Genomic DNA, 21,516 nt, shown 5'->3' with positions numbered 1-21,516 from the left:
ATATGCACACAAAAAAGGCGCTTCATAATACAAGCGCCTTGAGTCGGGGGGAGTGTAAACTAATTTTTATAGAAGTAGCTGTCCTTGGTGATGCTAATCTTGGCATCTTGCTGCGACTCTATCGTGAATTGGATTGGAGTCCGTTTACCTTTTAGCTCATAGCCATCAGCGGTGACCGTTACAGGGATTAATGCCATGTCGCCGCCAGCAATATGCGTTGTGATTGGGGCTGTTAATTTCGCATCTGGTAGCCCCTTTAAGCTCACGGTGTAAGTTAAATCATGCTGTGTTTTGTTTATGACACTTAAGGTGTATGGGTTCTCGACTAATCCCTCATAATTAACACGATAAAGCGCATTACGGTCGCGAATGACAGAAGCTTCTATTGGTGTACGATTAAATGCCCAAATCACCATTGTGACTACTATCAATACGGTAATGGCACCATAACCCACTATTTTTAACCTAAATGGATTCGACTTTTTACCCGCTTGTTGATGCTCACTTTGATACTTAATCAAATCTGGCTGATACCCGAATTTATTCATCGTTTCGTTACACGCATCGATACATAAACCACAGTTAATGCATTCGTATTGCAAGCCATTACGAATATCAATACCAGCAGGGCAAACTTCAACACATAAATTACAGTCTACACAGTCGCCGAGCCCCAGCTGTTTTGGGTCTTCTTTGCGTTTACGACGACCCCTATTTTCACCTCGTTCACTATCATAGGTGACGACTAACGTATCTTTGTCAAACATAACCGATTGGAAACGAGAATATGGACACGCCACAGTACACATTTTTTCTCGTAGAAAGCCTGCGTTTCCATAGGTACAAAGTGCGAACAAAAATACCCAGAAGGAAGTAAGGCCTGTCCACTCAAGCGTAAACATGTCTAGATACAGCTCTTTTGCAGGTATAAAATAGGCCATAAATGAAGTGGCAGTAAACACCGAAATTATCAACCAAATAGCGTGTTTGGCCGTTTTCTTAGCGACTTTTTTGCTATCCCAGTTTGATTTGTCCAACTTTATTCTTTGGTTGCGAGTCCCCTCCACTCGGTGCTCAACCCAAGTGAACATCAGCATCCAAATTGTTTGTGGGCAAGTATAACCACACCACACGCGACCCAGCCAAGTCGTGACAAAGAATAAAGCAAAGGCACCCACCATAAAAATCCAGGCTAGAATCATAAAGTCTTGAGGGAGAAAGGTGGCACCAAATATCCTAAATTGCTGCTTACCAAAATCAAGCAAGATGGCCTGCTGCTCGTTGTACGGGATCCAAGGAATGAGAACGAAAGTTAACATTAAAAACCAGCCAAGGTTTCTTCTTATTTTTTGGAAAAAACCTTTTTGCTCTCTGACGTAAATAGGCCCTTCTTGTTTATAGGGCTTAATGATCATGTCTTCTTCTTTGATATCAAACTTCATGTTATTTGCTACATTGGTAATACACGAGTTTGATATTGCAACTTTCAGACCAATCTGAAAGTTTATAAAACTTTGATTTTTATTGTATTTATTTTTATGATATTTTCAATATCGCGAAATATCACGAATGGGCGCGAAATATCACGAAAGTTTAGCAATTTTTAGTTTTTTCATTTTCGACCTTAGCGTACTTTCGGGTAGTCCTAACTTATCAGCCGCCCCGTTGCTGCCAGCGATCTTCCAGTTACTTATTTCTAGCACTCTTAATATGTGCTCAGCTTCCGCTTGTGCTAGAGTCAGCTCACCATTTTCAGATTTATGCTGCTCAGTAGCGTTAAGTGCTTGAGATAAGTCAAGTAAACGACCTTTAGATAATATCGCTTCGCGCTCCAACACGTTTTGGAGTTCTCGAATATTGCCTGGCCAATCATAACGCTGTAACGCATGAATAGCCTTTTTTGAGATCCCGCGTAGTTGCTTACCCAGCTTTTTGTTGAGCTGCACGATGAGGTTGTTGGCCAATACGGGTATATCCTCTATACGCTCTCGTAGTGCAGGCACTCGAATAGGAAAAACGTTTAAACGATAATATAAATCCATTCTAAACCCTCCCTCTTCGACCATTTTCCACAAATCTCTGTTGGTCGCCGCGACTATCCGTATATCTACTTGGATCGACTTACTTCCCCCTACACGCTCAAACTCTCGCTCTTGTAATACACGTAATAACTTGCTTTGCGCTTCTAGCGGTAACTCACCAATTTCATCTAAAAATATGGTCCCTTTATCCGCCAACTCAAAACGTCCTTTACGTTTTTCATTCGCTCCAGTGAATGCACCTTTTTCATGTCCAAACAATTCAGATTCGATCAAAGTTGGTGAAAAAGCAGCGCAATTTACTTTAACGAAAGGTTGCGATGAGCGCTCACTCAGGCGGTGCAGATTTCTGGCAACAAGCTCTTTACCCGTACCATTTTCCCCTAAAACCAATACCGTACTGTCGGTCTGACTAACCAGTTCTAGCTGCGCCAACATGGCCTGAAATATTGCGCTACTGCCCACTAAACCCGAGTCTTGCCAATTTTCATTTAATGTTTCTAGCAGGTAGGCATTTTCATCTTTAAGTTGCTCAGTAAGTACTTGAACTTTATTTAGCGCCTCTCTTAGTGCATTTTCAGTTTTGTGTTGTTGCGACACATCGCGAAATATCGCGACTGCACCGATAATTTGCTGATCTTTAAAGATTGGGGTTGAGGTATATTCTACAGGAAAACAGCTCCCATCTTTACGCCAGAACACTTCATTGGTTACCTGTCGTGTTTTACCATCAAACATCGTTTTGTAGATGTTACATTCATCAGCAGGATACTCACTCCCATCTGCATGACTATGATGATGGTACTGATGTATTTTTTTCCCCAAAAGCTCATCACTTTGCCACCCAGTCATACGCTCTGCGGCCGGGTTTACAAAAACAGCGTTGCCAGAAAGGTCAAAACCATAGATCCCCTCTCCAACCGCATTCAATAATAATTTAGGGTCCGCCAAAAAGTGTTTGATAATAGACATAGCAATCCTCGCGATATTTCGCGAGCATTATATAACCATAGCTTTTTATTGTCAGCCATGAGTTTTGCTTAATAATCAGCATCGTCACAACAAATATGCATTTTTCACCCATGAAAGTGTAAAATGAGAGAAAGCTTATAACTTGAGTAACTGCGTGGACAAATCAACTTATATTCCCAGCGCGTTTCTGGACGACATAAAAACCTACTTACCAGATCACCTTAGCATCGAAGACTTTATAGATAAGTGCCAGTCTCCTTTACGCCGAGCAGTCAGAGTCAATACCCTAAAAATGTCTATCACGGAATTCTTAACCTACTGCGAAAAAAGTGATTGGCAGGCAGAGCCGATCCCTTGGTGTGAGGAAGGGTTTTGGATATCAAGAAGTGAACAAGAAGAAACTAATCTTGCTATCGGCAACACAGATATCCATTTAAGTGGCTGCATCTATGTCCAAGAAGCAAGTTCTATGTTGCCGCCAACAGCACTTAAATCGACTATCTGCAGTGATGATATTAATTTGGATATGGCGTCAGCACCGGGTTCGAAAACTTCGCAACTCGCAGCTTATATGGATGGACGCGGCGTACTAATCGCTAATGAGCTATCGTCATCTCGACTCAAAGCGCTTGCAGCAAATATGAAACGTATGGGCATACGAAATGTTGCGTTGTCTCACTTTGACGGCTGTATCTTTGGCGATTATATGCATGAATGTTTTGATAACATCTTACTTGATGCACCATGCTCTGGAGAAGGCACTGTTAGAAAGGACCCTAATGCCCTTAAAAACTGGTCAATTGAGTCTAATGTTGAAATAGCACAAGTGCAGAAGCAACTGATAGACAGCGCATTTCAAGCCTTAAAGCCAGGTGGTACCTTAGTATATTCAACTTGCACATTAACACCATTGGAAAATCAGCAAGTATGCCAACACCTCATTGATAATTACCCTCAAGCAGTAGCAGTCGAAAACCTATCGACTTTATTTGAGGGTGCTGAAAAAGCAACAACGTCCGAAGGGTACTTGCATGTGTGGCCTCAGCTATATGATAGCGAAGGGTTTTTCATTGCTCGATTTAAGAAGCTACACTCTGTTGCCGTTAAAAACCCAAAACAGAAAAAAGGCGCTTTCCCTTTTGAAGAACTAGACAAGAAAACCACTCAACTATTGTTATCCGTACTAAAAAAGCAGTTTGGTATTGCCCAACTTGACGGTAAGTTGATGCAGCGCGATAAAGAGGTGTGGTTATTTCCTGACAACTTTGAAGCAATCCAAGATAAGATCAAATATTCTCGCATAGGAATTTTAATCGGTACTACCCATAAAAACGGGGTAAGATTAGAGCATGAGTTTGCCACTACTTTCGGTCACTTAGCGTCTAAAAACACTTTAGCACTAACAAAAGAGCAAGCAAAAGATTACTTTAATGGCAAGGATATACGCCTAGATGAAGTTACCAAACTAACGGGAGAGGTGATCCTCACGCTATGTGGCAGTGCCATCGGGTTAGGAAAATGGCAAAAGAATAAAGTTAAAAACAGTTTGCCTCGGGATTTAATTAAAGACGGCCTGTTGATAACTTGGGTATAACCTGAATATACCCTTTTGATATTTTTAAGACCAATTATGAATATAAAGAACAACTCTTTGTTTTATATAAACTTAATAAATGATTCATTTATTTGTAAAAAGAATGAAAGGTTAACTAAACTTAACAGTACTTTCTACTTCTCCCTACAGTCTTAGAAGGTGTTTTTAGTTAGCGCACGGCTCAATCTTGAGCCTTTCCCTAGGCCCAGAACTTAGCAGGTAAGTTTCTGGGCGTTTTTTTATCAGTTAACCAGAGGCTAGTTAGGTCAACATTTCGAGTTCTGTGATGATCTGCATCGCTGCTTCATTACTGTCACCGCACACATCTTCCATGGCCTTAAATTGCAAACACACCTGTGGGCGCTCTGGCTGGTTAAACAGTTTACACAGATTATTTTCATCTAGTTGAATACACCGCTCCCCAGCAGGTTTACCATTTGGCATACCGGGAATGGGTGTTGAAATACTTGGTGCTATACAACAAATCACGTACCTTTGTTTTTTATAATTAGAAGTACCCTAACCCTATGAAAGTTGATAACTGATATTTTTCTAAAATTTCGAAATTTACACCTCGCTTTCGTGAAAAATCCATATTTCTCCACGTCATATTTCTAAATATGTAGCCTGGCAATACGATCTCACACTTTATTTTTCTGGAATTTACTTCACCCTGTTTACTTCACCCGTTCTCAAGTACGTGACATCACCAGCCCAAACTTGATTTGCTGCTACTGGATTGAAGCCTTTATTCAATAAGTTATCAGCTACGCTATCACTGTGTTTGCGCTTCGTCGTCACCTTATAAGCAACCCGTTGTGTCACGGTTAAGCTAAGCTTTTTCATGAGCTGTTGAACTCCATAATTACTCACCTGAAAGCCCTTTTTGCATAACCGTTTCTTTAACTCTCGGTAACCCAAGCTATTTCGACTGCTTTTAAAATAGCTTTGGCTCTTCGATATAGATTAAGCTGCTCAGGTGCAATGCGCTTCACAAGCCTATTCAGCCAAGCATAATAAGCACTGCGACTCACTCCTATTACTCTACAAAGCTGCGTAACAGGAAATATCGACGAGAGTTGTTTTATCGTTTTAAACGCTATTTGGTTTCCTTTAGCAAGAGGCTATTGCATAGCGCACGACTAGCATATTTTAAGGACTTTCTTTTCCATCCTAAGCTCTTTATTTTCCTTACGAAGTTTCAACAACTCAGCTCGCTCATCAGCATTTAAGCTTGTTCCAGATTGCTCTGCTTCTAAATTTGGCTTTCCAGTTGTATAGTGTTTCTGGTGTACCCCCCAGTTTATCCGAAATCGATACTAGCGCAGCCCACAGTGAGGAAAACTCATGCTGTTGAGTAATAACAAGCCCAACTGCTCGTTCACGAAATTCTGATGTATAGCGATTTGATTTTTTCATAGTTCCAGTTTTTCAAGTTATTGAGTCTCTGGTAAACTCGGGGCGATCCAGTTCACTGCACGCTTACACACTTCCCCTCTATCGCACCCGCAAAACATAAGCCTATATGCAATGTGCCGACAGGATATCGGCCACTCGCATAGGGATGTACCTTTCAAGCTGATTACACTATATCGGCTAAGGATTTAAGGAGTCAGTGTTATTACTCCTAATTTTACTTGACAACTAAGAATTACACTATTCGAGACCCTAAGAATGAAAAGAGATATTATTTAACAAATCTGAGCGAATACGCTGTTTCAGCAACTCTCTTGGCTAATAAATCAGAGATATCGATAAAGTTCTTATCAAATTTATCTAGCGGTAACAATGGCAAATCTGTACAAGCCAAGATCAAAAAATCTGAATTAAGCTCATCAATAATAGCTTGAAACATTTCAAAAGCTAAATCGTCTTCACCACCATGTAGTTTTATATGCTTGACTAGATCATCCATTTTTCTTAGTGGAGGAGTTTCTATAAGTTTACTCATTGAAACCTCTCTAAAAGGTGAGTAGGCACCAAAATCAATGACCTTGCTAATTGATAGCATTGCAACTGAGCTGTGTTTTTCAGTAATACTTTCTACTACATCAATGACAGAAATAAACTCGAACTGATATTTTTTTTCCTTTATTTTTGAGGAAAAGTAATGCAAAACATTGCATGCTATACAAACGACATCGACCTTATGATTAAGTGTATTTAGTGATTTTTCTAAGCTTAACCACAACCTTTCTTCATTATTACTAATATCAATCGCATAGCCGAGTTCAGGGAGTGAATACATAAGTACTTCAGGTGAACTTAGATCCCCTGCATATTCGTTTCCCCACAACTCCTTATTATGATGTAGTATTTTAGAAAAAAGGTCCAATCCAGCATCTGGTCCTGCTCCAGTTATAATACCAATTCGTCCTTTACCAAAAATCATTTAAACCCCAAAAAGCTAACTATATTTAAAAAAAGACTTAATCTGCTTAAATACATGATTAAGTGAAGACTCAAAAAAAATAATCACGAGACTCGACGATATTAAAAAAAATGAAATAAAAACACTGCCTGAAAAAGTTTCTCCTAAAAGTATTGAGGATGAGAAAAGAGCAAAAAATGGAATAAGTAAATTGAAAGGAGCTACTGTGCTGACTGGATAGATAGACAACAATCTACCCCAGAGTATAAATGCCAACACTGTTGCAATAATAGAGGTATAATAAACCGAAAAAACACCAACAGCATCAATATTGATTAGTGATTGAATTTGTTGAGACTCATAGAAATAAGACAAAATTAATAATGGAATAGGAGGAATAATACTTGACCAAACCATGAGAGGGAAAAGCTCCAAAGAGCCACCAGATTTTTTAATAATCACAGTACAAAGAGCATTAAAGAAAGAAGCGAGAACCACAATCAAGAATCCAATAAAGGAAGCCTTATAATCTCCATCTATAGCAATTAACAATATACCAATAGAACCCACTAAGAGGGCTATAAACTGTGTTAAGCTGAACACTTCTTTGAAAAAAAAACACGACAATAGTACTGAAAAAAGTACCGTACTCTGAAGTATTAATGATGATAACCCTGATGGAACCCCCGAGTATATCCCTAAATAAATTAGGGAAAAAGTACAAGTATAACTAATCCCTAAAAAGCAAACATAATGAAATCCAACATTGGGCCTTTTTACAAAAAATACCAGTGGAAACACAACGGTTATGAATCGAATTGCGACATTAAAAATGGGGGGGAAATCACTAAGCCCTATTTCAACTATAGAAAAACCTACTCCCCATATCAATGCAACAAAAATTGCAGTTAATGCGTGGTTAAGCGTCAATTGAAACCTCACGAATACATGATAACTTTTCAAAAACTGCGTCCGGATCGAAGTAATTTTTGAGCTCAACATCGTAATTTAAATGCTTAAAACTACTTCCCATTAATTTATATTTCCCAGTAAAGTAAACTCTATTATCGATAATCTCTCTGATTGCTTCACACAACGCATCTATATCTTCAATTGTCGAGTAGAGGCCTAGACTTGCTCGAACCATCCCTTGGTATAACTCAACTTCATCTTCATTATCAATTTCCCATAACTCATCAAGTAAACATTCCCTGACATAAGGGTGTGCGCAGAAACATTCATTTCTCACAGCAATTCCAAAGTAATCATTTAAAATTAATGATAGTAACTGATGGGGAACATTTTTAAGGTTAAAGCTAATAGCACTGATTCGCATTGATGTATCTTTATCAGCATAAATATTGACACCAGGTATAGATCTTAAGCTTTTAATCATATAATTTGTGAGGTAAATCTCTTTTTCATATATATTATTTATTCCTATCTTATCTAGAAATTTAAATACATTCGCTAATTTAAAAATTCCAGATATATTTAAGGTTCCAGCATGCTCTTTATCAAAATCATCTTCTGAGACAATATAATCACTTTTTGAAACAGTACTTACCATTCCTCCGCCATAGAACTCTGGCTTCATTCTTCTTAGTAAATCATTGCGTCCAAGTAATACTCCAGGTGACCCTGGAGCATATGCTTTATGTCCAGAAAAGACAAAGAAATCAATACTTCTCTTTGGATTGACTTGACTCATTACTATTGGCATGTGGGCTGCGACTTGAGCTCCATCAACAATGATATATGCCCCATGTTCGTGCGCAATTTCCGCAATATCATAAATTTCATTTAAATGACCTGATACGTTACTTGCGGCAGTTATGGCAACATACTTTATCTGTCCGTTATTTTTCTCAAAAATTTCTCTTACAGTATCAATTTCTACTCCTACAAACTCACCGGTCTTATCAAAAACGGGGATTGTTAGAACTTCTTTACTATTTACTCTATGTGGCAAATCATTGGAATGGTGCTCCATCATTGAAATCAATACTTTTTGCTTTTCCATATCTAAGCTTGCTAGCCCTCTAGCTAACCTATTAATGGGTGATGTGGCCCCCCCTCCAAGATAAACAACGCTATAGTCCTCATTACACCCGAAAAAAGATTTAAGAACATTGGAAGACCAAGAGACGATTTCTGTGCTAATTTGTGCAGATAAATGCACTGTAGAATGTGTATTAGAATAATATTTTAAAAATTCGTTTACTGCCGCTTGCGCTGGTTTTAACGCAAGTGTTGAAGCAGCTGAGTCCAAATAAACTCTAGTAACAGATTCTCCATTTGCGTTTGTAAATTTAAAGTTAGTTCCGTAAAAAAAATCCTTCATATCTATTCCTTGGTTATTCACTTTTAGACGTTTCTTCTAAATGACAATAATCATCGTCGCAGAAGAAGTTTATAAACTGGCTATTGGAACCAAAAACTTTTTCAAAAACATAGATACCAAGTTCAATCCTTTCAATATAAATATCATTGAAGAAATTAATAAAGAAATGACTCTCAAAACTAGAGTAAATTGATTTGAAAAGTGTAGCTAATATAAGGTTGCACTTAGGGTTACTCCCTTCCCTCATAACCAACGGTGCATTATTAGGCCCATCAATTGCATAGGCTTTTTTATCGATAGTAATATCACAGAACTCATTATCCACACATCTAATTAAAGTACTATCATTGCTGTCATACATTTTCACTAAATCAGGGTTGGCCTTGCTTGATTTAGATAAATATTTCAGAGCTTTATTTCTAGTTGAGCTTTCAAAAACGACCTCTATATCTGAACAGCTTAGGCCAGCGTTTTCCAATATAACTTTATAGTTACTTGGAATACTAAAATCTTTTTTAATAGAAGCCCGTTCATTAGGTGATATTCCTATATCATTAACCCATAGATATAACTTGGAAACAACACCATCAATTTTTAATTTCTTATGAAATTCGACTCCTGATTTAAATGACAACTCTTCAGATTCTGAAAAATTTGATAAATCAGATAACTCAGTAGAAATACAATAATGCCCTGCCAAAATCGCCACACGCTTTTCATTAAAGTTAAATAAATCAACACTATCAAAATACCTGTTATCAACTCTATTACTCTCACAACTTGAAGAACTCATCATCAAACCCCATTAAATTTTTTCTACAAACGCTACGTATGAGCCTTTCTCATAATTCAGATTAGTTATTTTACACTTCCCTTTTGAGCAGAACCTTTCCAAATCCAGCTTGGTATTTTCATCGTCAAATATAATTTTAACTTTCTCTCCGCTCGCCATATTTTTTAATTCCCTCTTAGTCAACATAAGAGGAATAGGACATGACTTACCCTTCAATTCCAATAAAACATCGAAAATCATCTATATTTACCCAATATTATTTATATATTTTCTCGTTACTCTTTGATGTAGCCTTGTTATTAATTCATAACAGAGTAAATTGGACCAATCAGCAACTTCAGACAATAAAATATTTTCTCCCCAGATTTCTGCAAAATCGCCTATGGTTGTAGTGGGAATGTCTGTAATATCAATAGCCATCATATCCATAGAAACAGCCCCTATTACCCGCGCTCTTTTTTTATTTATGTAAACAAATGCATCTCCTTTTGAGAACCGAGGATAGCCATCAGCATAACCAATACCAAGTATTGCAACGCGCGCCCCCCGTTCAGCTTTCCAATGTCCGCCATAACCAATAGTCTGACCTTTTGCAACTTTTTGAATAGATATCACCTTACATGAAAGTGTCATAACAGGTTTGAGATCAAGACTTCTCGCTGTTATCTTTTTGAAAGGTGAGCAACCATAAATACTCAATCCAGGTCGACACCAATCTTGCTGGTACCTTTGTTCACTAAACAAAGCTGCACTATTTGCTAAACTTATTTGTATATTTAGCGACTTCGATATTGACTTTAACTTCTCTAGTTGTTGAAGATTTGACATATGCTCTGGTTCATCTGCACAGGCCATATGCGACATTAGTACCGGCACTTCTGCTTTACCTGAACCTCTCAATGAATCCAATGCTGCTGTGACTTCATCAGCAGAGAAGCCAAGTCTATTCAACCCAGTGTTTACTTTTAACCAGCAATTTATTCGACCAGTGAGATCTGCATTCTTGATGCTTTGGATCTGGTAAAAACTATGTACAACAACCCAAAACTTATAGATTTGTGCTAATTTTGCCTCTTCAGAACTGAATATACCTTGCAATATTAAAATGGGGCTTGCAATACCACCTTCACGCAGTGCTACAGCTTCTTCTAGGGAAGCAACTGCATAACCGTGAACCTTACCTTCTAAAGCTTTTGCTATCACTAAGGAACCATGCCCATATGCATCAGCCTTAACAACTGCAATAATTTTACTTTGTTGGGCAACACTGGATATGACCTCAATATTATTTCCGATAGCATCAAGATCTATTGTCGCTAAACTTCCTACACTACACCTTTGCATATTGCCCCCACCAAAAACTAAAACCACAACTTAATTATCACCAAGCATCGAAAGTTTCTTAATATCTAGTTTTCCATTCTTGTTAACAGGAAAAAAATCAACAATATTAATCTTATCTGGAATCATATAATGCGGTAACAACTCAGAAATTTTACTTTTTATTTCACCGGCAGATAGTTTATTATTAGGTTTTACATATGCTGCTAAAAGCCTATTTTCATAATTATCACCTTCGACCGTAATGTGACTAGAATCAACCTTTTCTAAACTATTTATGGCGTTTTCAATTTCACCTTTTTCGATTCTAAAGCCCCTAAGCTTTATTTGATCATCCTTTCGACCCAAAAATATCAAATTCCCAGAAAAATCTATTAAACCCAGATCTCCAGTCCTATAAACTCGACGTTCATCAAGAATATTAAAAAATGACTCGTTAGATTTCTTTAGATTGTTAAGATAACCATTTGCAACCCTATTACCACCAATATATATCTCACCGATGACTCCCTTTGGCACGACATTAAAATCCTTATCTAATATATAAAGATCAGTGTCCTTAATCGCCTTTCCAATCGGAATTTTTTTCCAACTTTTATCGAATTCACTTATTAGGAAATGACTAGAGAAAGTTGTACACTCAGTAGGTCCATAAATATTTGTAATTTTAGTATCAACAAATTTTAATGTAGCTCGTTTAACATGATAAAGAGAAGCCTCTTCCCCTCCAAAAAGAACATGATCAAGTTTATTTAGTATTTCACTTCCTTGATCTACTAAAAAGTTAAACATAGTTGCTGTAAAGAACATTGAGTTTACAGAATGCTCTGAAACTAATTCATAAACTCTTTTTTCATAGATTCTTTGTTTATCATATATTACACAAACACCACCATTTAATATTGGATACCATATTTCAAATGTTGCAGCATCAAAAGAGTATGGTGCGATATGTAAAGTTTTTACTTTACCCTTAATATTTAGGTAATTTTGATTCTGGGTTAAACCAAGAACACCGCTCTGATTAACCACAACTGCCTTAGGTTTTCCCGAAGTACCTGAAGTATAATTTATATAAGATGGTGAACAAGGTGATTGCTCACTATCAATTGAATATTCAAAACTACCGTCTGTACACAACAAATTGTCTAAATCAATATATTTAATTCCAAACTCATTCCTTAACTGGCTATCTTTCTTAGTTAATATTAGTTCTACACCTGCATCATCAAGTATATATTTCAATCTCTCAACTGGCATCTTTGAATCAAGAGGTAAATACGCATTACCAGATTTTAGAATAGCAAGCATTGCTATTATTTCTTCAAAAGACTTAGGAATATCCAGTGCAACAATTGAATTATTATCAAGATTAAATAGATCTATATTATCAGCAAGAAGGTTAGAATAATTATCAAGTTCTTTGTATGAAAGAGCCTTACCATTATATATAAGAGCTGTACAAGATCCATATTTATCTACAACATCAGAAAAGCACTCTGCAATATTTTTAAAAGAACAACCAGTATCCTCACCATTTATTACAGAGCTTAATGTTGAATCAACCTCTTTAAAAAAACTTGATGTATTTAAACCACAAAACTTTAAATAACTCTTAAAAAATGATTTAAAATGCAAACCTGGTTGGTTTCTAGAATTTACTCTCAATATGAATACAGTCTCTACTTCACCAACATCAACAGAAAGCTCAACCTCATTATCGTTTAAATTTAAGCCAGAATGAGAACCAAAGCAAAAATAAAGTTTCAGCGGGCAATTATCGGGTGAGTGAAAATTATTAGAAGAATCACTCGTTAGACGATCAATATCACCTACATTATAAAATGAATCATCAAAAAAACCTTTATTATAGTTAAAAAGACCACATAAACTAACACCACCTTTATCAAATATAAAATATGGAAAAACCACTTCATCACTATAAGAATAAAAACTCAAATTATAGGACAAAGCCTTTCTAAAAAAATCAAATTGTGATTTATAGTTTTCACATTCAAAATCACCAGTCTCAACCTTAAATTCTAACTTATATGTATCTTTATTTATGTTTTCAGACAAGTTAATCACTCCAAAACTAATCCCTACTGATTTTCATAGACTCAGATATTATAATCTCAAAAACCTCATCTCTACTTAAACCACTTTCTTTTGCAGAATCTAAGAAAATACTCGCATAAGTCATACCTGGAATAGTATTAATCTCGAGTAGGAAAGGCTTTTTACTACTTTCGCAATATATTAAATCAACCCGCCCATAAACTTGACCACCTATTGATTTAAAGGCATCCAATGCGACTTGACCAATATTTTCAATTTCTTTACTAGAAAGATCTGGACTTAAAACTCTTTTAGTTTCTCCAGAATTGAATTTAGATTCATAGTCAAATACTTTATTCTCAGGAATTATTTCAACTGGGCCTAAGTACCTATCATTTAATATAGGTATAGTAAACTCTCTACCTTTAATATAACTTTCTAAAATTATAGTTTCTGAGTATTCCATTGCTTTTTCTATTGCCAAGAAAATAGCATCTTTGCTTTCTACAAGACTAAGACCAAAACTACATCCATCTCTATTTGGCTTAACAATTAAAGGTAAACCAAGCTGCATAATATCGTCTAAATTTAATTGTTTATTCTTCTCAATTACTAAGAAATCAGGGGTAGAAAGCCCGTTATATTTCCATATCATTTTTGCTAAGTGTTTTTCCATAGCAATTGCTGAAGCTGCAACCCCGCATCCGGAATAAGGGATACCAATTGAACTCAAAACAGCCTGTGCAACACCATCTTCACCGCCTTTACCATGAAGAGCTATAAACGCAAAATCCCACTCATTTTTTTTTAATTCTGTTAATTTTGTTTTCTGAGTATCGATCATATGCGCATCATGCCCCATTGCTAAAAGGGCCTTTAATGAGCTCTCTGCAGTTTGCAAAGACACCTCTCTTTCGGTAGAGTTTCCACCACATAAAATTGCTATTTTCACTTACGTTACCTTACTTTATTCTGATAAAAAACATTATTTAACACTGTAAATAATTTGCTAACATCATCATCTATAAAAAAATGCTTTCCTGAAAAACTGTGATATTCGACATCATTAAAAAAATTTGACCAACCTTTAATGTCCGATTCAGAAACAATTACATCTTTATCGCCATATAAAACTGTCGAATTTACGTCAATTTTTTGAAATAGATCTCGTTCAATTTTCCATTCTGCTAACTTAAAATCTGCACGCAATGATTTAGAAAAAACCTTATAAATAGTCTCATCAAAAGCAAACTCCGGTTTGGTTGCTCCAATCTTTATTAGTGCTCGCTTAAAGTCATCATCAGACTTTAAGAATAGACCTTCATATAAGTAGGGTAAATCAGGTGCCCTACAGCCCGAAGAAATGAAATGGTTTATATTTAAGCCACTCTCATAGAATCTATATACTAATTGGTATCCAATTAACGCCCCTAAGCTATGGCCAAATATTATTGTTTTTTTATTAGTCAAAACACTTATCTCATTGACAAGAATATCCACAAGTTTGCGCATATTTGAAATGGGCTTTTCCTTTATCCTTCCAAATCTCCCAGGAAGGTAAACAGGAAACATACTCACAAACTCAGGTAAATATTCGGCCCATTTATAAAAAATCTGTGGACCACCACCAGCATAGGGTATACAAATTAAGTTGATTTCACTATCAGACCGCATAAAGCGGTCTTCATACCATAATGACTTTGGCATTAAACAACCTGTTCTTTTTCAGTTACTATCTCAATTAAAAAGTCAAGTGTAGAATTGTCAAAAAAATCTTCCATATCAATATCCAAACCAAATTCTTCATTAACCTTTTGTACAAGTTTCATCGCTAATAATGAATTTCCAGATAAATCAAAAAAGTCAACTGACGAGTCACATTCTTGAATACTTAAGCTATCTAACCAAATTTTTCTTAAAACTTCTAACTTACTCATAGTAATTCACTCCTTTTACAACCAAATATTTCAAACATACCAAGTGAAGGGTGGTACATATGTGACACCATATACCCTTCAAATAAATAACTCTCAAATGGCTTTGTTAAAACCAAAGCTCCTTTATTTTTCATTTCTTTATGTGTTTTATAGAAATCATTCACCCTAAAACAAATGTGGTAAATACAACAGTCTTCATTTTTCAACACTTCATCTATAGGGCTTCTCTTTGAAATATCGAGAGATTCCACTAACTCCAATACATCGCCCTTAGAATTTTTCATTTTAGTGGCGTATATATTAAGCGGAACAATTTCTTTTTTATAAATTACAGTTTCAAAGCCGAGCAGAGAAAATAACTTCAATGTAGAGTCAGTGTTTCTTGTTGCATAAGCAACATGATCCACACCAAACTCTTCTGCTATTAGCGCGGAAATATCTTCACTCATATATTAAAAACCCTTAACTTTACTAATGACAATTAGTGGTACAAATATAAAAAAACAGCCAATAGAAAACATCCAATCAACATTCTCTCCAAAATATAAAAAACCGAGAATAGCAGACCAAACCAATCCTAAGTATTCAAAACTTGCAATTCTTGATGGCTCGCAAACTTTATATAGATAAAGATTAACAAGACTAAATAATAAAGTTAAAAGTGAAACGATAACTGCCAATCCAAAATGTTCCGCATTGATTTCAAAACCCGAAAAGTACAATAAAACTAGCGATGGTGGTAAAGCCCATAAATAATAATACGTTAAAGATTGCAGATAACTACAATCATTTGGTATTTTCTTTATAATAAGGTTGCTACCTGCTACCGATACAGCTGACACCAACGCACTGAACATTGAATATTCAAGATCATTTGGTTTTACAATAATCAAAACGCCACAAAAACCAATAAAAACACTTATAATTACACTTTTACCGACCCTAACTTTTAACAAAAACAAACTTATTAAAACAACAAAAATTGGGGATGAATAAAAAACTGCTGTCGCTGTTGCTATTGGCAGATTCTGAATTGCGTAAACAGAAGAAAGTCCTGCTAAATAGCCAAGCTGTGCTCTTATTAGATGCAACCACCACAAATCATTATTAACTTTGTTTTTTTTAACTTCGCTCCAAAAAAAAACAGGAAGAAGAATTGTCAAGGAAAATAAAACCCTAACAAAAATAAATTGGAAAACATCAAGCTCGCCTTCAAATTTAATAAAAAAGCCAGGTAAAACAGATGTAAAGCTTGCAATAAAGAGAAGGAAAACAATCGTCAAGCTAAAATTATTACTTGCTTTTAATTCCATTAAAAAACCTGTATACATTTTCTTTCAGCTGCTCCAACAAATTAAAAGCAACTGAAATATACTATTAATTAGAAAGTATTGTGACCAAACTTATCTTCACCAGAGACAAGAACACATTTATGTTTATTTAAAGAAGCCCCACCTCCAAATTCGTTAAGCCCTTTTGAATATGGGTATACTTTTACAGATGTAGGTAAATATCTAGTCGCATAACCCAATCTCATAGCATTAGTTTTACCTGAATGAGGATGTGATGCATGCATTAATGTAGACCAAAAAATAATAAATTGACCTGCCTTCATAACCATAGATTCTGCTTTAGACTCATCAGGTTTCCAATTTGGGTCTATTTGAAGTTGCCGATAGTCATACCCAAAGAAACCTCTTTTAATACCGTCTTTTTCTTCTTGGTTTATACTATTTTCATCATAGTCAATTACTTTACTTTCATCATATTTTAACTCCCTATGTGTCTCAGGAATAAACTGTAAACACCCATTTTCAATTGTAGAATCTGTTAAAGCAGCCCATACCGTTATAGTACCGCCAAAATCAGAGCCGTCAGGCCATTCTATTTGTGGCTTTTTATCACCTGCAACACCTGAAAAATTTGATGCTTGATGCCAATCGGTACCTTCATCACCAGGGTATTTTGGAAAGAACTCTGTTCGCCAAACTAATAAATCTCTACCTAATATACTTTCGACTCTATCAACAATCTCTGGCCGATGAATATGCTTATCCAGGAAGTCAACATCTAAATGTCGATCATAATTCGCTAAATTTGTGCTTCCAGAAATACTATTATCATTGGCATAAGCTGCTTCTTTAGTGTTAAATAGCTTTTTTCTAAGAGCTTTAAACTCTGCGGCTATTTCCTCAGAGTCATATAAATCAAACGGACCTATAAAACCTTGCTTTTCAAACTTACTTAACTCCTCATCAGTTAATCTATAATTTTTATTTGAATCAACTCTTCTCATTTTAACTCCTCCATTTATTAAAAGCATTAATCCGCCTCCCTTTATAGGAACAACATTTCACACACTACTTTAAATATGCAGTTTCCACAAGCTATAAAAAAAATCAATTATTTAAATTTTAATAATTATAAAAATCAAATTAATCCAAATGTAGACAACAATAAAGAGGCTGGGCGGGATCATACTTCGCGCACTTCTTAACCAAACCGTATTCGAGCATGAAATCTGGGGGCGAAAATTCCGGAAAACACATATTTTAGTTTAATAAACAAACAACGCGCCTTCAAAGTGAACGATTAAGTTAGTGAGATCCCACTCAGGACTAAGAAATGACACTTATAACAAACTAATAAGCAATACTTTAGGATGGCAAAATATGTCGATTAGTACGAACTATCCTTAAATAGTTAACAAAAATGATTACCCCTTTAAAAGACCGAAATTTCTCCTAAACATGGCGATACATCATCTCTCAAGTATTTTTTACACTCGGTGTAGTTACTTAAAAGTTTTAGAAAGTCACTTAATTTCATGGTCAAGTGATATGGATTTTTAAGTGCACAATAAATACAAACCCAAAAGAAAATTACAAAATATTTATAAAAAACCCTTAAAATTAACAGATAACTTACAACTCAAATTAATAATACGCATGAAAAAATTAAAATTAGGGCTGATTGTCCACTCCACCCGTTAGTGAGACACCTGTGAGCTAGAGTTTCCAATTTTGCTCGGTAAGCTGCGGGCGGCAGGTCACCAAGGCTTTCATGTGTGCGTTCTTCGTTGTAATCCAATCGCCAGAACCACGCCATTTCTTTTACTTAATTGATACTTTCAAACAAGTCAGCATCTAAAAATTCTCGTCTAAATGATCCATTAAACCGCTCAACAAACCCGTTTTGCTGTGGCTTTCCAGGCTTGATATAAACTAATTCGATGTTATGCGCTGCGCACCAATCAGTTAAACGCGCTGAGATTAACTCAGGCCCGTTATCTACTCGAATTTGTTTCAGTAAACCGCGCTCTTCTTTCAATTGTTCAAGTGTTCTAACAACTCGTTCCGCTGGCAGCGAAGTATCTACTTCAATAGCCAAACACTCCCGTGTGCCTTCATCAACAATATTGAGCGTTCTGAATCGTTTTCCGCAGTATAAAGAATCATGCATAAAATCTAAGCCCCATTGGTGATTAGCTTGAGCTATTACTTCTAATGGCTGTGCGACTCGTTTTGGCAAGACGTGTTTCACTCTACGCTTTAGTTTAAACCCATTTGACAATACACCAGATAAACACGCTTATGGTTAAACGGATACCCTTTAAAACGAAGACGACCATAGCATTTCCAGAACCTTGCTCTGGGAGACTTTTTTAACTCTGCATTGATGGCATCAATGACAGCTGCGTCAGACTTTCGCCAGTCTCGTTCTGGCCGGTAATAGGTAGCGCGACCAATACCGACAAACTTACACGCTTTTACAATACTTAAACCCGCCTGAACCAGTTCGCTGGCGCAACTTCGCTTCTGCGCTGTCACCAAACCTTTTTTGCGAATAGCTCCTTTATCGCATGGTTTTCCAGGCTCACGTCAGCGTACATCTTTTTAAGCTTGGCATTTTCTTCTTCAAGCTCTTTTAGACGCTTAACATCTGACGCTTCCATACCACCATATTTGGCTTTCCAGTTGTAGTATGTGGCGCTGCTGACCCCATGCTTGCGGCATACTTCTTCAACTTTCATATCTGCATCTGTTTCTTTGAGCACAGCTATGATCTGAGATTCTGTAAAACGTGACTTTTTCATCGTTGTCTCCTGATTTTGATATTACAGAAAACTCTAATTAAACATGTCTCATGTTAAGGGAAGTGGACAGATCTGTCTCCCGCAGCTTACCGAGCAAAATTGGAAAACTTTAGTTTACGTGTAGGTCCGCTTCTGGCAGAAATGGTTGTAGTGGTCAACTAATTCCGGACAGTGAATTAAGTTTTTCTTCTGCTACTGCTGGAGCTTGCATATCGTTATGACTATGAGGCCTTCTCCAGTTGTAATAGTTCATCAAGTAAAAGCTAACGCCTTGTTCAGCTTCTTTAAATGAACTGTAGCCTGTACTTGGAAGCCATTCCGTTTTGAGACTTCTAAATAAACGCTCCATCGGGGCATTGTCCCAACAATTTCCTCTGCGGCTCATACTTTGTGTTATTTGATATCGCCATAGTCTTTGTCTAAATTTGATTGAGCTGTACTGACTGCCTTGGTCAGAATGGAACATAACTCCCCTAGGTTTGCCTCTTTGTTCATATGCTCTATCTAATGCTTTGATAGTTAATGCTGTATTTGGCTTTTCTGACATCGCCCAACCGACAACTCGCCGCGCGCATAAATCAATAACTACTGCTAAGTATGACCACTTCTGACCAGTCCAAATATACGTAATATCTCCACACCACACTTGATTTGGATTTTGCACATCGAACTCTCTATTTAACGAGTTTGGTATATCAGGGCGTTCATTCACGGCTACTTTATAAACGTGTGGTCCTGGTTGTTTCGACACAAGGTGCATATCACGCATTATCCGCCTGACCTTGAATAAACCTGCCTCAATCTTTAAATCTGCAAGCATTGCTAAGAGTGTACGACTACCCGCAGCGCCTCGACTGAGATTAAAGCAAGCGTTTAGTTGAGCTCTCAGCTTAACATCATTGACGTCAATGATGTTACGACGTCTTTTATAGTCATAAAAACTTGAACGAGCAATATCAAAGACGTTACAGACCATTTCTACCGGTTCGTGCTCACTTAATTGGTCTATTAACGAATATTGTTCATTTCTTCTGACATTAAGAGAGCTGTAGCCTTTTTTAGTATCGATTTTTCTCGCTCTAAGCGATTGATCCTGGCTTCAAGCTCTTGAATCTTTTGCTGTTCAGGGGTCAACGCTTTAGACGTAGGCGTTTCACCGCTTCGTTCACGCTCAAGCTGTTGTACCCAGCGCCTTAAGGCGGTTTCACCAATATCCAAAGAGTGGCATGCATCTTGGTGGGAGTAGCCTTTATCTAAAACTAAACAAGCTGCTTCAAGTTTGAATTCTTTACTAAATGTTCGACGTTTTCTTGCCATTGGACACCTCTAGTTGAGTGGTAATGATACCACCTAAAATAGTGTCCGGGTTTATTGAACCACAACAGGTCCTGTCCTGTATGGCAATCAATGATGAGCTTATATTGGAGTTAAAAAATGACTTGGAGTTTCTCAAATCAATGTCCCTTGATAATGACATTAGCCCTTTTGCAAAAGCTAGGAGGTTAGAGCCTCAAGCTTAATTAAATAATTGTGAGCATGCTCCTTACCGTTGAAACAAATTTCCATATCGCTGTCAAAATCCAAGCATACTTGTGGCCTTTCTGGTTTACCAAACAGTTTACATAGGTTACGATTATCTAGTTGAACACACCTTACACCAGAAGGTTTGCCATTTGGCATGCCTGGGATAGGTGTTGTAATTGATGGTGCCACACAACACGCACCACAGCCTCTGCCATCTCTATCAATACATGGAGATGATTCTACGGTTATGAACATACCATCGGACATAAATTTAAGCACTCAATCTTTGTTAGATTTTAATGTTGAGTATTTTAGTGCATTCTATTCTTGATCTTCAACACATTCAAACTCATCAATAAGCTTCAATGTAACGGTCAACTAAATTTGGAGACTGTTTTAGGCAGTTTTTAATAATTTCATTTCATATTGAACTGGTGAAATATTTCC

The 21,516-nt window shown here is 36.6% G+C and carries 21 protein-coding genes and 1 pseudogene; 1 reads left to right on the top strand and 21 read right to left on the bottom strand.

Annotation, left to right across the window (positions count from 1 at the left end):
- Window positions 1-59 precede the first annotated feature (59 nt).
- Both ccoG and EXT48_RS06465 read right to left on the bottom strand, forming a co-directional pair.
- Window positions 60-1,442, bottom strand: coding sequence for a cytochrome c oxidase accessory protein CcoG (gene ccoG, locus EXT48_RS06470; protein ID WP_069019052.1), 1,383 nt, complete (start codon window positions 1,440-1,442; stop codon window positions 60-62).
- Between the two features lie 141 nt (window positions 1,443-1,583).
- Window positions 1,584-3,011, bottom strand: coding sequence for a sigma-54-dependent Fis family transcriptional regulator (locus EXT48_RS06465; protein WP_130163944.1), 1,428 nt, complete (start codon window positions 3,009-3,011; stop codon window positions 1,584-1,586).
- Between the two features lie 154 nt (window positions 3,012-3,165).
- On the opposite strand from EXT48_RS06465, the gene rsmF reads away from it, so the two are divergent.
- Window positions 3,166-4,605 (top strand): 16S rRNA (cytosine(1407)-C(5))-methyltransferase RsmF, encoded by a 1,440-nt coding sequence (gene rsmF, locus EXT48_RS06460; protein WP_130163943.1) that lies wholly within the window; start codon window positions 3,166-3,168, stop codon window positions 4,603-4,605.
- Between the two features lie 261 nt (window positions 4,606-4,866).
- Here the strand turns inward: rsmF and EXT48_RS06455 are convergent, their stop codons facing one another.
- The 19 genes and pseudogenes from EXT48_RS06455 to EXT48_RS06365 all read right to left on the bottom strand — a co-directional run bounded on the left by EXT48_RS06455 (window position 4,867) and on the right by EXT48_RS06365 (window position 21,324).
- Window positions 4,867-5,049 carry a hypothetical protein gene (locus EXT48_RS06455; RefSeq protein ID WP_019647360.1) on the bottom strand — a complete coding sequence of 61 codons (183 nt, stop codon included), beginning with the start codon at window positions 5,047-5,049 and terminating at the stop codon, window positions 4,867-4,869.
- Between the two features lie 219 nt (window positions 5,050-5,268).
- Window positions 5,269-5,451: a hypothetical protein gene (locus EXT48_RS06450; RefSeq protein ID WP_130163942.1), complete on the bottom strand. Its 183-nt coding sequence runs from the start codon at window positions 5,449-5,451 to the stop codon at window positions 5,269-5,271.
- 375 nt (window positions 5,452-5,826) lie between these two features.
- Window positions 5,827-6,024 (bottom strand): transposase, encoded by a 198-nt coding sequence (locus EXT48_RS24085; RefSeq protein WP_130163941.1) that lies wholly within the window; start codon window positions 6,022-6,024, stop codon window positions 5,827-5,829.
- 268 nt (window positions 6,025-6,292) lie between these two features.
- Window positions 6,293-6,997 (bottom strand): aspartate/glutamate racemase family protein, encoded by a 705-nt coding sequence (locus EXT48_RS06440; protein WP_130163940.1) that lies wholly within the window; start codon window positions 6,995-6,997, stop codon window positions 6,293-6,295.
- Window positions 6,998-7,012: 15 nt separating this feature from the next.
- Window positions 7,013-7,906, bottom strand: coding sequence for an EamA family transporter (locus EXT48_RS06435; protein WP_165384094.1), 894 nt, complete (start codon window positions 7,904-7,906; stop codon window positions 7,013-7,015).
- Window positions 7,896-9,320, bottom strand: a complete 1,425-nt coding sequence (locus tag EXT48_RS06430; RefSeq protein ID WP_130163938.1) for an aminotransferase class V-fold PLP-dependent enzyme — start codon at window positions 9,318-9,320, stop codon at window positions 7,896-7,898. The genes EXT48_RS06435 and EXT48_RS06430 overlap by 11 nt, the downstream gene beginning before the upstream one ends.
- A 13-nt stretch (window positions 9,321-9,333) precedes the next feature.
- Window positions 9,334-10,116 (bottom strand): hypothetical protein, encoded by a 783-nt coding sequence (locus tag EXT48_RS06425; protein ID WP_130163937.1) that lies wholly within the window; start codon window positions 10,114-10,116, stop codon window positions 9,334-9,336.
- A 9-nt stretch (window positions 10,117-10,125) separates the two neighbouring features.
- Window positions 10,126-10,353, bottom strand: coding sequence for a sulfurtransferase TusA family protein (locus tag EXT48_RS24080; RefSeq protein ID WP_130163936.1), 228 nt, complete (start codon window positions 10,351-10,353; stop codon window positions 10,126-10,128).
- 6 nt (window positions 10,354-10,359) lie between these two features.
- The gene (gene alr / locus EXT48_RS06415) at window positions 10,360-11,457 is read right to left on the bottom strand and encodes an alanine racemase (RefSeq protein ID WP_130163935.1); all 1,098 of its coding nucleotides are present in this window, start codon (window positions 11,455-11,457) and stop codon (window positions 10,360-10,362) included.
- Window positions 11,458-11,487: 30 nt separating this feature from the next.
- Window positions 11,488-13,533, bottom strand: coding sequence for an amino acid adenylation domain-containing protein (locus EXT48_RS06410; protein WP_165384093.1), 2,046 nt, complete (start codon window positions 13,531-13,533; stop codon window positions 11,488-11,490).
- Window positions 13,534-13,549: 16 nt separating this feature from the next.
- A complete protein-coding gene (locus tag EXT48_RS06405; protein ID WP_130163933.1) occupies window positions 13,550-14,464 on the bottom strand; it encodes a D-alanine--D-alanine ligase in 915 nt (304 codons plus the stop codon).
- 5 nt (window positions 14,465-14,469) lie between these two features.
- Window positions 14,470-15,219, bottom strand: coding sequence for a thioesterase II family protein (locus EXT48_RS06400; protein ID WP_130163932.1), 750 nt, complete (start codon window positions 15,217-15,219; stop codon window positions 14,470-14,472).
- A complete protein-coding gene (locus EXT48_RS06395; RefSeq protein ID WP_130163931.1) occupies window positions 15,219-15,449 on the bottom strand; it encodes an acyl carrier protein in 231 nt (76 codons plus the stop codon). The genes EXT48_RS06400 and EXT48_RS06395 overlap by 1 nt, the downstream gene beginning before the upstream one ends.
- A complete protein-coding gene (locus tag EXT48_RS06390) occupies window positions 15,446-15,898 on the bottom strand; it encodes a VOC family protein (protein WP_130163930.1) in 453 nt (150 codons plus the stop codon). Before EXT48_RS06390 ends, EXT48_RS06395 begins: the two co-directional genes overlap by 4 nt.
- A gap of 3 nt (window positions 15,899-15,901) precedes the next feature.
- Window positions 15,902-16,762 carry a DMT family transporter gene (locus tag EXT48_RS06385; RefSeq protein ID WP_165384092.1) on the bottom strand — a complete coding sequence of 287 codons (861 nt, stop codon included), beginning with the start codon at window positions 16,760-16,762 and terminating at the stop codon, window positions 15,902-15,904.
- A gap of 68 nt (window positions 16,763-16,830) precedes the next feature.
- Window positions 16,831-17,745 (bottom strand): chlorinating enzyme, encoded by a 915-nt coding sequence (locus tag EXT48_RS06380; RefSeq protein WP_130163928.1) that lies wholly within the window; start codon window positions 17,743-17,745, stop codon window positions 16,831-16,833.
- Between the two features lie 635 nt (window positions 17,746-18,380).
- Window positions 18,381-19,545: pseudogene (locus EXT48_RS06375) on the bottom strand (IS3 family transposase).
- Between the two features lie 154 nt (window positions 19,546-19,699).
- A protein-coding gene (locus EXT48_RS06370; protein ID WP_130163927.1) for an IS3 family transposase occupies window positions 19,700-20,862 on the bottom strand; the annotation gives its coding sequence in 2 pieces (ribosomal slippage) (window positions 19,700-20,607 and window positions 20,607-20,862; 1,164 coding nt in all).
- A gap of 177 nt (window positions 20,863-21,039) precedes the next feature.
- The gene (locus EXT48_RS06365) at window positions 21,040-21,324 is read right to left on the bottom strand and encodes a YkgJ family cysteine cluster protein (RefSeq protein ID WP_130163969.1); all 285 of its coding nucleotides are present in this window, start codon (window positions 21,322-21,324) and stop codon (window positions 21,040-21,042) included.
- Window positions 21,325-21,516: the final 192 nt, after the last annotated feature.

The organism is Pseudoalteromonas sp. CO348, from assembly GCF_004208845.1.
Lineage (GTDB): Bacteria > Pseudomonadota > Gammaproteobacteria > Enterobacterales > Alteromonadaceae > Pseudoalteromonas > Pseudoalteromonas maricaloris.
The sequence above is the reverse complement of the archived record's forward strand: the minus strand, read 5'-3'. Positions and strand labels throughout refer to the sequence as shown.

Bases quoted from the DNA above. Each gene is read 5' to 3' on its own strand.
- ccoG (WP_069019052.1), bottom strand. From the start codon at position 1,442: ATGAAGTTTGATATCAAAGAAGAAGACATGATCATTAAGCCCTATAAA.
- EXT48_RS06465 (WP_130163944.1), bottom strand. From the start codon at position 3,011: ATGTCTATTATCAAACACTTTTTGGCGGACCCTAAATTATTATTGAAT.
- EXT48_RS06455 (WP_019647360.1), bottom strand. From the start codon at position 5,049: ATGCCAAATGGTAAACCTGCTGGGGAGCGGTGTATTCAACTAGATGAA.
- EXT48_RS06450 (WP_130163942.1), bottom strand. From the start codon at position 5,451: ATGAAAAAGCTTAGCTTAACCGTGACACAACGGGTTGCTTATAAGGTG.
- EXT48_RS24085 (WP_130163941.1), bottom strand. From the start codon at position 6,024: ATGAAAAAATCAAATCGCTATACATCAGAATTTCGTGAACGAGCAGTT.
- EXT48_RS06440 (WP_130163940.1), bottom strand. From the start codon at position 6,997: ATGATTTTTGGTAAAGGACGAATTGGTATTATAACTGGAGCAGGACCA.
- EXT48_RS06430 (WP_130163938.1), bottom strand. From the start codon at position 9,320: ATGAAGGATTTTTTTTACGGAACTAACTTTAAATTTACAAACGCAAAT.
- EXT48_RS06425 (WP_130163937.1), bottom strand. From the start codon at position 10,116: ATGATGAGTTCTTCAAGTTGTGAGAGTAATAGAGTTGATAACAGGTAT.
- EXT48_RS24080 (WP_130163936.1), bottom strand. From the start codon at position 10,353: ATGATTTTCGATGTTTTATTGGAATTGAAGGGTAAGTCATGTCCTATT.
- alr (WP_130163935.1), bottom strand. From the start codon at position 11,457: ATGCAAAGGTGTAGTGTAGGAAGTTTAGCGACAATAGATCTTGATGCT.
- EXT48_RS06400 (WP_130163932.1), bottom strand. From the start codon at position 15,219: ATGCCAAAGTCATTATGGTATGAAGACCGCTTTATGCGGTCTGATAGT.
- EXT48_RS06395 (WP_130163931.1), bottom strand. From the start codon at position 15,449: ATGAGTAAGTTAGAAGTTTTAAGAAAAATTTGGTTAGATAGCTTAAGT.
- EXT48_RS06390 (WP_130163930.1), bottom strand. From the start codon at position 15,898: ATGAGTGAAGATATTTCCGCGCTAATAGCAGAAGAGTTTGGTGTGGAT.
- EXT48_RS06385 (WP_165384092.1), bottom strand. From the start codon at position 16,762: ATGGAATTAAAAGCAAGTAATAATTTTAGCTTGACGATTGTTTTCCTT.
- EXT48_RS06380 (WP_130163928.1), bottom strand. From the start codon at position 17,745: ATGAGAAGAGTTGATTCAAATAAAAATTATAGATTAACTGATGAGGAG.
- EXT48_RS06365 (WP_130163969.1), bottom strand. From the start codon at position 21,324: ATGTTCATAACCGTAGAATCATCTCCATGTATTGATAGAGATGGCAGA.